The organism is Longispora sp. NPDC051575 (genome assembly GCF_040681875.1).
Taxonomy (GTDB): domain Bacteria; phylum Actinomycetota; class Actinomycetes; order Mycobacteriales; family Micromonosporaceae; genus Longispora.
In genome coordinates this window covers 834,984-845,799 of the sequence record NZ_JBFAZP010000002.1, presented here as the reverse complement: position 1 = coordinate 845,799, position 10,816 = coordinate 834,984, and the positions used below count along the sequence as shown (strand labels likewise).

The window sequence follows — 10,816 nt, the reverse complement described above, 5'->3', positions numbered from 1 at the left end:
CCTCTTGCCCCCCCCCCCGGGGTCCGGGCCGGCGGTTCCGGGGGGGGCCCTTCCGCGCTTCGGGGCTGACCAGACCGGCGGCGACGGACGGTGCCTGGTGGCCCCAGTCTGGATCACACCCAACCGGATGCACGGGGCGAAATAGGGGAATTGGACAGGAGTAGGCTCGGGGAAAGTTCGCTCCGGACCCCGGCGATGCACGAGTCACACACCTGCGCCGGGAGGCTCCGTGAACACCATGTCGGCGGTGACGCCGTAGTGACCAGCGCGCGGACGGCCCTGGTCTGGGGTCTGATCGCCAAGGAGGCACTCGGATCCCCGGTGTCCGTCGCGCACGTCTGCGCGGCGGCGGTGGCCGCGGTCGAGGTCGATGGCGCGTCGCTGACCATCATGGTCAGTCCCACCGTCCGCGACGCGGTGCACGTCACCGACAGGGTCGCCGCCGAGCTGGAGGAGTGGCAGTTCACCTTCGGGCAGGGGCCGTGTGTGGACGCGTTCGCCACCGGCGGGCCGGTGCTCGTCGCGGACCTGCACACCCCGGCGCAGGCCGCCCGGTGGCCCGCGTTCACCCCCGCCGCGGCCGGCAGCGGCGCCAGAGCCGTCTTCGCTCTACCCCTGCAGGTGGGCGCGATCCGCCTCGGCGTGATGGCCCTGTACCGGACGCGTCCAGGAGCACTGGATCGTGACGAGGTGGCCGACGCGCTGGCGTTCGCGGACGTGGCGGGCGCTCTCCTGCTGGACCGGTCAGCGGGGACGGTTGCGCCCGAGGACGCCTGGCAGCAGGAGGACCCCACCGCGCACCAGGCACAGGTGCACCAGGCCACCGGCATGATCCTGGCCCAGTTGGGCGTCAGCGCCGCCGCCGCGTTCGCCCGGCTGCGCGCCCACGCCTACGCCCATGACCTCCGTCTGGGCGATGTCGCCCGGGATGTGGTCGAACGTCGTCTCCGGTTCGAGCCGGAGCCTGTGGCCGGGGATGGAGAATGAGAGTGAGCACCAGATCTTGTCGATGCCCGCGACCTGCGAGCGCTTCCCTCACCCTTCCCGGCGAGGGCTACCCGAGGACGAGGATGAATCGATCATGACCCAACAACTGCTGGCTGAGGCTTTCGTCGAGCTTGCCGACACCCTGGTCGATGACTTCGACGTGGTGGACTTCCTGCACCAGGTCACGGTGCGCTGCGCCCAGGTCCTCGACGTCGCCGCCGCCGGGGTGCTGCTCACCGATCAGCGCGGCGCGCTGCGGGTCGTGGCGGCGTCCACGGAGGCGACCCGGGTCCTGGAACTGCTGCAGGTCCAGACGGACGAAGGACCCTGCCTGGACTGCTTCCGTACCGGGCACGCCGTCGCCGTGGAGGACCTGCCCGCCGAAGCCGCCCGCTGGCCGCGTTTCGCCGAGCAGGCGGCGCTGTGCGGGTTCGTCTCGGTGCACGCCCTGCCGATGCGGCTGCGCTCGGACACCATCGGCACCCTCAACCTCTTCAACACCCGACGCGGGACCCTGGCTCCAGCGACGCTGCTGTTGGGTCAGGCCCTGGCGGATGTCGCCACGATCGGCATCCTGCAGGCCCGCGCCATCGACCACTACGAGACCCTCGCCGAACAGCTCCAGACGGCTCTCAACAACCGGGTGGTCCTCGAACAGGCCAAGGGCGTCATCTCCGAACGCCGAAATCTCGACATGGACACCTCCTTCGCGCTGCTGCGGGACGCCGCGCGCCGCGGCAACCGGCGGCTGTCCGATCTGTGCCGGGCGATCGTCGAAGGTACGGAGACCCTCTGACCCCGGTGACCTGCGTCGCCGTGCCGGGAGAGGGCGCCGGCACACACCGGCCACCGCAGGGCGGTCGATGTGAGGTCCTGAGGGCGTAGTGTGGTGATCGAGAGACGTATCACGACGCCGAGCCTCGCAGCCGGTACCGGGCGTGTTCTCGCCGCCCAGACCCCGCGGTCACCACCTGCCAGTCCCCGCGTTCAACAGAGCGCAGGGTCCTGCGGGCACACCTGCGGCGTGTCCTGCCCTAGGGCGATGAAACATGCTTCTGCGACCCGTACCGCCCGTACCCTCCGGACCTCCGGCTGCGGTTGATCCGTACCGCTCTCACAGACGCCCGCCGACACGGGTCATGACGCCGACCGACCCGGCCGACGATCCGCACGCTCTCCCCGGCGGCGGTACTCCGACGCTCCATGCCGGTTCCGGCGCTGTCGGAACGCCCGTGCCGATACTCCAGCTCGTCCGGGAGCCGTTGTCGCTCACCGCGGCGGCGGCCACCACCAGGCTCGCCCGGAAACTCCACCGCACACCGACGACCGCGGAGATCGCCGTCCATCTCGGCGTCGACGCCCACGAACTGGCAACCGCGCTCGGCGCGGCCCAGGCGGCCTTCCTGACGTCACTCAACGCGGACAACCTGGCCACCACCGCCCAGCCATCACCCCGGAGCGAGCAGACCCCGACGATCGCAGGAGGGTACGGGGACCGGCTCCCCCCGGCCAGGCCGTCCCGAATGGACATCACCGAACTCGTGAGGGCCACCGTCGCGCGTCTACGCAGGGATCTGCGCCACCCGTCTCAGCTCACGGAGCCGGGTGGTGATGTCCTCTCGAGGGGTGAGGACATCACCACCCGGCACGCGACACGGCTGTCCAAAAGGTCGCCGCGGTGACCGGCCTGCTCACCCCGGTCGACACCAGTGCGCGGGTGGAGGAATCGCGGCTGGCGGCGGTACATCGACCGCGACCTGGGCCTGTGCGCCTCGGCGATCCTCAACGACGGACCGTACGTCGTCCGTGACGCCGACCTCGACCCGCGCACCCTGAACCACCCGCTGGTGCGGGGCGGGCTGAAACTGCGCTTCTACGCCGCCGTACCGCTCGTCACCGCCGACGGACACCGCCTCGGCACCGTCAACGTCATCGACACCGCCCCCCGCCAGATCACCGACAGCGACCTGGCCACCCTGACCGACCTGGCCGCGATCGTCATGGACGAACTCGAACTGCGCCTCGCAGTCCGGGACCAGGCCGCCGTCGAGGCGCGGGCGCGCCGACACCTGGAAGCCGAACGGCTCCGAGCCCAGAACATCGCCACCACCCTTGGTCAGAGCCTCATCCCCTCCCAACTGCCCACCGTGGCGAACCTGCACTCCGAGGCCCACTTCCAACCCTTCTCCTCCGACAACCTGGGAGGGGACTTCTACGACCTGTTCCCGATCGACGACGAAGGCCGGTGGGGCGTGTTCCTCGGCGACGTGTGCGGCAAGGGACCCCGCGCGGCGGCCGTCACGTCACTGATCCGCTACACACTGCGCGCCGTGTCGATCATCGAACCCGACCCGGTGAAGGTACTCAGCCACCTGCACCACACCCTGGGGCTGGACCCCGACATCGACGACCACAGCTACTGCACCGCCGTGTACGCCACACTCCAGCCCCACGGGCCGGGCTGGCTGCTACACGCGGCCGCCGGCGGGCATCCCCCGCCCATTCTCATCCGGGCCGACGGCACCGCCGAACCCATCGCGGTCGCCGGGCCCGCGATCGGCCTGCTTCCGACGGTGGAACACGGCTCGTTCACCACCAGCACCGTGCACCTGGCGCCGGCGGACACGGTCGTTTTCTACACCGACGGCGTCACCGACCTCCGCCACGACGACCAGTGGCTGGGTACGGAAGGCCTCGTTGAGTACCTGCGGGGCCGCCGCCACACAGCCGGCACCGCCGTCACCACCCTGAAGGAGGTCGTCCAGGCGATCGGCCCCACCCGGGACGACATCGCCATCCTGGCCCTGTCGGTCCCCGCGAGCTGACAGCAGTACTGTCCTCAGCGCAGGGCAGCCGACCTTGCCGCCCTGAACGTCGTCGGGCACCGCACCAGCTCGGCGGTCCCGCGAACCGGAGCACGCCGTGCGCACTGTCCGACCCGTGCGCCCGGTGTGCGAGCGCGGCGTCGCCGAACGTGGCTGCCACCGAACCCGGCGTCGGTCGTGTCCGTTCGGCGGGAGGATCGACAGCGCCGTCGCCCCGGGAACGCGATGCTCGTGACACTGCGACCAGCCGGGGTCGGCGCGGCACCTCGGCGACGACGTCGCGGGGAGCTCACCCGGTGGTCAGGGCGTCGTAGCGGATGCGGTCGTAGGGCACGCCCGCCTCGGCCAGCCGAGTGCGGGTGGCGCGCACCATCGCGGCGGATCCGGCGACGTAGAAGTCGTGTTCGGGCCACGGACCGGCCGCCGCGCAGACCTCGCCCACCAGCCCGTGCGGGTACCCGCTGTCGGGTTGTTCGCTGACCACCGGGGTGAACGTGAGCCACGGGTGCTCGACGGCCATGGCCGTCAGGGCAGGCAGGTCGTAGAGGTCGTCGGTGTGCCGGACACCGAGGAACAGGTGCGCGGCCCGGCTGCGGTTGGTCTCGGCGAGCTGCTCGAGGAGCGCCCGCAGCGGTGCCAGCCCGGTGCCGCCGGCCACGAACACCATGTCGTGCGCCGAACCCAGGTCCAGGGTCATGGACCCCATCGGCGCGCCGATCCGGAGCATGTCGCCCGCCCGGAGTGTGCGGACCAGCGCGCTGGAGACGCCGGTGGCGCTGACGGCGCGGGCGTGGAAGTCCATGGTGCCGTCGGCGCGGGGCGCGTTGGCCACCGAGTAGGACCGCCACAGCCTCGGCCGGTGCGCGGTCTCGAGGCTGACGTACTGCCCGGCCCGGTAGGGGACAGGTTCCAATGGGCGGACGGTGAACCGGGCCAGGTCCGTCCCGTGCCGCTCGTGGCGCAGGACTTCGGCGTGCCAGTACGCCGGCTGGTCGGCTGCCTCGGCGGCCCCGGCGATCATGGTGGCGGCGATGACCGCGTACGCGTCCCGCCAGGCCTGCTCGAACTCCGGCCCCCACGCGTCGCCGGCGTGCTCGGCGAGCGCCGCGATCAGACAGGCCCCTACGACGTCGTAGTGCTCGGGCCGGGTGTGGAACTTGCGGTGGTCGCGGCCCAGGGCGGTCAGGTAGGCGGCGAAGGCGTCGGGGTCGTCGACGGTCTGCACGGCCTGGACTATCGCTTCGAGGAGACGGGAGCGCTGGACGTCCATGGTGACCGGGAACAGTTCCCGCAGTTGCGGGTCGGCCAGGAAGACCCGGGCGTAGAAGTTCGCGGCGAGCGTGTCGCCCCGTTCCTCGACGCTCGTCCAGCTCTCCTTGAGTAATCGCGACAGTGTGCTCATGGATCCTCACGCGATGTCGGTGTTTGTGCGGGGCCGTGGGCGGGAATCCACCGCTTACCCGTTCATCCCCTCCCTCACACCGCCACATCCGAACGTCACCACCCGTTTCTGGACGGGTCGTGCGGTCCGGCTACCGGATCCCCGCACCAGGAAGGCAGACTTTTGCACCCGACGTCGCTTCGCACCGGTTCGGCCGGCGAGCACGCACTGCAACAGCTCCACGGCACCCGGGAGCGCGCCGAGCGGTTCTACCGCCAACAGGTGCGCGCCGCCCTCAACGGGCGGATGCGCGAGTTCCTCGCCCGCCAGGAGATGATGTTCGTGGCCACCTCCGACGCGTCCGGCGCCTGCGACTCGACCTTCCGGGCCGGCCCGCCCGGCTTCGTCCGCTGTCTCGACCCCGGCACGCTCGCCTGGCCCGAGTACCGTGGCAACGGCGTGATGGCCAGCCTCGGCAACATCAGCGAGAACGGCCACGTCGGGCTGCTGTTCGTCGACTTCGTCCGCGACGGCATCGGCCTGCATGTCAACGGCGGGGCGGAGATCGTTTCTGACGGGTACCTGCGCGCGGAGTACCCCGACCTCCCCGCCGACCCCGCGTCCGGGCGGCGCGCGGAACAGTGGGTGCTGGTGCGCGTCGACGAGGCGTACGTGCACTGCGCCAAACACATTCCCCGCCTCGCGAAGGCCGCACCCGAGGAGGGCTCCCGGCGGGGGAGCGGCGACTACTTCGGCACCCGGACGGACCCGTCCTCGTGATCCGGCGCTGGCTTGGGGCACTGGCCGAACTGCACGGCGCCTGAGGCCGGGCCGGCTCGTAGAGGACGGGTCCCGGCCCTCCCCTGTGCGGGTCTGAGCGGCCGGGGACCGGTCCGCTGTAGAGCGGCGAGCCGACACCGGGATTCGCCCGGAGACGCCCGCGACTACTGGGATGGGGGCGTGGGCTCGGGTTTGCTGACTGTCACCGTCACGGTGGTGCCCACGGGCACCAGGGCGCCGGCGGGCGGATCCTGGCCCAGGACTATCCCGCCGCGATCGTCGCCCTGGAAGGGTGAGGCCACGCGGACGAAGACGAGAAGTAGACCGAGGGACGCGGCACTGGGCTCGAAGACGTCGCCGGTTGCGAAGGTCACGGTGCCGCCCTCGAGCGCGTGCTCCTCGGTGTTCCACATGGGCACGGTCACCAGTGGGCCGGCGGGGGTCGGTGCGCCGGGCTTGAGGACCGGTTTCTCGAAGGCGCCGACGTCGAAGGCCGTGAACTCGCATCGTGACGCGTCGCGGGAGCACCGTGCGGCCTGCTGCTGCATGGTGTTGACCGCGTCGATGACCGCGCGCTGGTCGGCCGCGACCTTCTGCCGGTCGACGGCGCTGCCGTCCGGGTTCTGGAAGTCGGCGAGGTGTTTGAGGATGTAGGAGTAGTCGTCGCGCAGTTGCAGGAACTCGAACCGCCTCTTCGCCAGGTCCGCCAGGGTCTCCTGCTGGTTCTGGATGTCGAGGTAGTTGAACTGGTCGTTGGGCTGCCGGAGTCGCGAGTAGTCCTGCAGGAGAACGGCGTACGGGAAGGCCCGTTCTCCCGAGACGTCGACGGGGAAGGTCTTCGCGGTGCGCATGATGTCGTCGATGCCGAGGTCGGCGTGGCTGACCGTGCCCTGCCGGAAGACGTGCACCTGCACCGCCAGGTGGGACTGGCTGCGCTCGGTCGCGGTGTTGATCGCCGTGTTCAGTTCGGCCGAGGTGAGACCGCCGTTGAAGGCGGCGTGCACCTGCACGGCGAGAGTCTCCCGCTCCGACTGGCTCGTGCTGGTCAGCTGGTAGATCGCGAAGTACTCGCCGCCGGTACGGATCCCGGAGATGAACGTGTCCCCGAACCGGTGCCGGAACCGCTCGGGGTCGCCGTTGACCACGAGTTGGTGCGCGTCCGGGGACAGCACGGGTTCGTCCAGGCTCAGGAAGGCGTTCTGCACGCTGACCCGGACCAGCGCGTAGGTGGAGAAACTCGAGAAGTCGCAACCGCTGACGTAGTCGACCTTGGCGCTGGCGGAGAAGCCCATGTACGACCCGCCGGCGTCCACCGAGACACCCAACGACTTGTGGAGCGTCTCGACGTCCTGCACGATGACGCAGTCCGACGAGACCTGCTGCCCGCCGGCCTGCGCGACGCCGGACACCGAAGGGCCGACGGCGCCGGCCGAGGGCAGGACGTCACCGGTCAACCGGTCGTAGCCGACGCCGATCTTCATCCCGTTGCTGAAGGGCACCTCGCGATGCGCCATGAGTACCTCGCTAAGGGTCACCGGAGCGCCGGCGCCGATGCGGCCGGGGCCGTCGCGAGCCTTCACCACGACCGGCGCGACGCCAGGGACGATCAGCACCCTCACCATAAGTCACGATCCACCATGCTTCGAGGAGTTTGAGGAGAACTGCCGGGCGGGGCCACCACACCGGCCCCGCGCCGACCCGCCGGGGAGAGCACCGGGGGAGAGTCGCCGAAGATCACCCGCCCGGCTGACGGGCGCGGCCTACCCGTGGGCCCCGACGGGTCGGTTCCCCTGTGATCAGGCGGTCGTGGCCGGGCGGCGGATCGCGGTCGCGGCCACCGCCGTCACCACGGTGCCCACCGCGACGATCCACCACGCCCGGTGATACCCGGCGAGTGCTCCGCCCGCCGGCGACGCCAGCACCGCCGCGAGCCCGGCGAAGCCCAGCGAGGCGCCGATCGCCCGGGATGTCACGGACAACGCGCTGCCGATCCCGAGCTCCGAGGCCGGCACCGACTCCACGGCCGCGGCGGCCAGCACCGAGAACGCCGCGCTGGACCCCACACTGGACACCAGCAGCCCGGGCAGGAAACCGGTCACGTAGCTGGTGCCCGGGCCGGTGCCCAGCGCCAGCATCAGGCAGCCGGCACCGAAGAGCAGGACGCTGACCTGCGCGATCACCCGGTTGCCGTATCTGGCCCCGGCCGGCCCGCCGACGTAACTCGCGGCGGTGGCGACCACCGCGCCCGGGGTGAGCGCCAGCCCGGCCTCCAGGGCCGTGTAGTCCCAGACGCTGGTCAGGAACAGCGCGTTGGCGAGTTGGAGGGCGAAGTAGAGCAGCCCGAACAGCAGCAGCGCGACATTGGCGACCCGGACCGGGCGCAGCCGCAGCAGGCCCGGTCGGATCAGTGGGTCGGCGATCCGGGCGGTGCGCAGGCCGAAGCCGACCGACAGCGCCACCGCGGCGCCGAGCGTGCCCAGGGTGGCCGGGCTGGTCCAGCCCCAGTCGCCGCCGGAGGCCAGGCCGAGTGCCGCCGCGCCGACGGCTGCGGCGAGCAGTGCCGCGCCCAGCAGGTCAGGAAGCCGGCCGGGGCCGTCGCGGCCCTCGTCGACCCGGGGCAGCACCCGCCAGCCCACAACCACGGCCACCGCGCCCAACGGCACCGTGCACCAGAAGACCAGCCGCCAGCTGTCCACGCCGACCAGCAGTCCGCCCACCGCCGGCCCGGCTGCGGCCGCCAGGGCGCCGACGGCGCTCCACAGCCCGATCGCCCGGCCCCGGGCGGCCGGGCCGAACGCCGGCAGGATCAGCGCGAGCGCCAGCGGGGTCATGGTGCCGGCGCCGACGCCCTGCGCGAACCGGGCAGCGATCAGCATGCCGACGCCGCCGGCCAGCGCGCAACACGCCGAGGCCACGGTGAACAGCGACAGGCCGATCAGGAACACCGCCCGCCGGCCGAGCCGGTCGGCGAGCGCCCCGGCGGGCAGCAGCGCCGCGCCGAACGCGACCGCGTACCCGGTCGTCACCCACGACAACGCGCCGAGCGTCGCGTGCGGGAACGATCTCGTGATGTCGTCGAAGGCGACCGGTACCACGTTGAGGTCGAGCGCGCCGAGGAACGTGCCGGCGGCCGCCGCCCCGAACACGGCCCACCGCCCGTTCACGCGGACCCGCCGGCCGCACCGACAGGGCCGAGGGTCCCGTCCTCCAGCCGGGCCCGCAGGATCGGCCGGAGCACCTTGCCGAGTGAGTTCTTCGGCAGCTCGGGCACGAGCTCCAGCCGGACCGGCCAGTTCTCCCAGGTCATTCGGGCGCCGTCGAGGAACGTCGTGAGCTGCTCCAGCGTCGGCGGCTCGCCGTCGGCGACCACGACCGCGCAGACGCAGTCGGCGCTGGGGAAGTCGGGGTCGGGGTAGCCGATCAGCACCACCTCGCGGACGGCCGGGTGCCGGGTCAGGACGCCCTCGACTTCCAGGGTGGGCACCTTGGCCGCCTGCCGGGTGGTGATCAGATCCGCCCGGCGGCCGGTGATGCGGATCCCGCCGCGCCCGTCGGGTCGCGCCATGTCGCCGGTGTCGAACCAGCCGTCGGCGTCGGTCTGGGCGGCGTACACGTCGGCCTGGTCGAGGTATCCGACGGTCTGCGAGGCGCCCCGGACCAGCAGCCGGCCGAGGTCCCCGCCCGGCTCGGCGTCGATGCGCACCTGCATCCAGGGCTCGGGCCGGCCGTCGCTGTCCGCGGCCCAGCCCGCGGGATCCTCGGGGCGGGTGAGGGTGACCGCGCCGTTCTCGGTCATGCCCCACAGCGCGCCGAGCTCCACGCCGAGCGCCTCGCGCACCTCGGTGACCAGGTCGGGCGGGATCGGGGCGGAGCCAGACAGCAGGTACCGCAGAGTCCTGAGGTCTTTCGGGTCGTTGCCCTGGGCGGCGAGCAGGCCGGCGACGTACAGCGGCGCGGCGTAACCGAAGGTGACCCCGTGCTCGGCGATCAGGTCGCGGAACAGGGCCATGTCGGCGGTGTCCTGCATGACGCAGGTGCCGCCGAGCAGCAGCGGCATGTGCACGGCGTAGCTGAAACCGGCCATGTGGGTCAGGTAGTGCGGAATGGCGATCACCTCGTCGGCCCCGAGCCGGTAGGGCTCGCTCACGGTGCGCACGGCGGCGTAGAGGGTGTTCTGGGTGTGCGCGACGGCCTTGGGCTCGCCGGTGGTGCCGGAGGTGACCAGCAGCAGGCTCACGTCGTCCGCGCGGAGCGGCTCGACCCCGGTCAGCGGGTGGCGCTCCTCCCACGGGGTGTCGACGAAGAACGTCGTGAAGTCCAGCGCGCCCGGCGGCGGGGTGCCGACCACCACGTGGTGCTCCAGGGTCGGCGGCGCGGCCTCGGCGACCCGGGTGACGTAGTCGACGCCGTCGAAGACGTCCGGGGCGAAGCACACCTTCGCGGCGGTGCGGCGCAGGACCTGGCCGAGCTCCCGGGCGCCCAGCGCCGGGATGATCGGGGCGACGACGGCGCCGATCCGCACGCAGGCCAGGTACAGCGGGGTGAGCATCCACTGGTTGGGCAGGTGGATGGCGACCACGTCGCCGCGGCCGACGCCGAGCTCGGTCAGCGCGCCGGCGAACCGGGCCACCGTGCCGGCCAGTTGCGCGTAGCTGAGGGTCCGGGCGTGCTCGCTGCCCTGGTAGGCGATGATCGCGGCCCGGTCGGGTGACCGGTCGACGGCGCGGGCCAGGTCGTCGAGGAAGGTCGGGTCGCGCCACCATCCGTTCGCACGGTACAGAGCGGCCTGCTCGACGGCCGGCTGGATCAAGGTCTCCCACATATGCGGCAAGCTACATGATCA

General features: G+C 71.8%; 9 protein-coding genes. 5 read left to right on the top strand and 4 right to left on the bottom strand.

The window, feature by feature from the left end; translation table 11 throughout:
• Window positions 1–258 precede the first annotated feature (258 nt).
• From AB0M43_RS07500 to AB0M43_RS07485, 4 genes are all read left to right on the top strand, one after another.
• Window positions 259–987: a GAF domain-containing protein gene (locus AB0M43_RS07500; RefSeq protein ID WP_363722046.1), complete on the top strand. Its 729-nt coding sequence runs from the start codon at window positions 259–261 to the stop codon at window positions 985–987.
• Between the two features lie 94 nt (window positions 988–1,081).
• Entirely contained in the window at window positions 1,082–1,783 is a 702-nt protein-coding gene (locus AB0M43_RS07495) for a GAF and ANTAR domain-containing protein (protein WP_363722044.1), read from the top strand.
• A gap of 343 nt (window positions 1,784–2,126) precedes the next feature.
• On the top strand, window positions 2,127–2,669 hold the full coding sequence (locus AB0M43_RS07490; protein ID WP_363722042.1) for a sigma-70 domain-containing protein: 543 nt from the start codon (window positions 2,127–2,129) through the stop codon (window positions 2,667–2,669).
• Window positions 2,670–2,696: 27 nt separating this feature from the next.
• On the top strand, window positions 2,697–3,812 hold the full coding sequence (locus AB0M43_RS07485; RefSeq protein WP_363722040.1) for a GAF domain-containing SpoIIE family protein phosphatase: 1,116 nt from the start codon (window positions 2,697–2,699) through the stop codon (window positions 3,810–3,812).
• Between the two features lie 289 nt (window positions 3,813–4,101).
• Here the strand turns inward: AB0M43_RS07485 and AB0M43_RS07480 are convergent, their stop codons facing one another.
• The gene (locus AB0M43_RS07480) at window positions 4,102–5,214 is read right to left on the bottom strand and encodes a globin domain-containing protein (RefSeq protein ID WP_363722038.1); all 1,113 of its coding nucleotides are present in this window, start codon (window positions 5,212–5,214) and stop codon (window positions 4,102–4,104) included.
• A gap of 162 nt (window positions 5,215–5,376) precedes the next feature.
• Between AB0M43_RS07480 and AB0M43_RS07475 the strand changes: the two genes are divergently transcribed.
• On the top strand, window positions 5,377–5,973 hold the full coding sequence (locus tag AB0M43_RS07475) for a pyridoxamine 5'-phosphate oxidase family protein (protein ID WP_363722036.1): 597 nt from the start codon (window positions 5,377–5,379) through the stop codon (window positions 5,971–5,973).
• 164 nt (window positions 5,974–6,137) lie between these two features.
• Here the strand turns inward: AB0M43_RS07475 and AB0M43_RS07470 are convergent, their stop codons facing one another.
• The 3 genes from AB0M43_RS07470 to AB0M43_RS07460 form a co-directional block, all read right to left on the bottom strand.
• Window positions 6,138–7,487 carry a PASTA domain-containing protein gene (locus tag AB0M43_RS07470; RefSeq protein WP_363722034.1) on the bottom strand — a complete coding sequence of 450 codons (1,350 nt, stop codon included), beginning with the start codon at window positions 7,485–7,487 and terminating at the stop codon, window positions 6,138–6,140.
• A 282-nt stretch (window positions 7,488–7,769) separates the two neighbouring features.
• Window positions 7,770–9,137, bottom strand: coding sequence for an MFS transporter (locus AB0M43_RS07465; RefSeq protein ID WP_363722033.1), 1,368 nt, complete (start codon window positions 9,135–9,137; stop codon window positions 7,770–7,772).
• Window positions 9,134–10,795: an AMP-binding protein gene (locus AB0M43_RS07460; RefSeq protein WP_363722031.1), complete on the bottom strand. Its 1,662-nt coding sequence runs from the start codon at window positions 10,793–10,795 to the stop codon at window positions 9,134–9,136. Before AB0M43_RS07460 ends, AB0M43_RS07465 begins: the two co-directional genes overlap by 4 nt.
• Window positions 10,796–10,816: the final 21 nt, after the last annotated feature.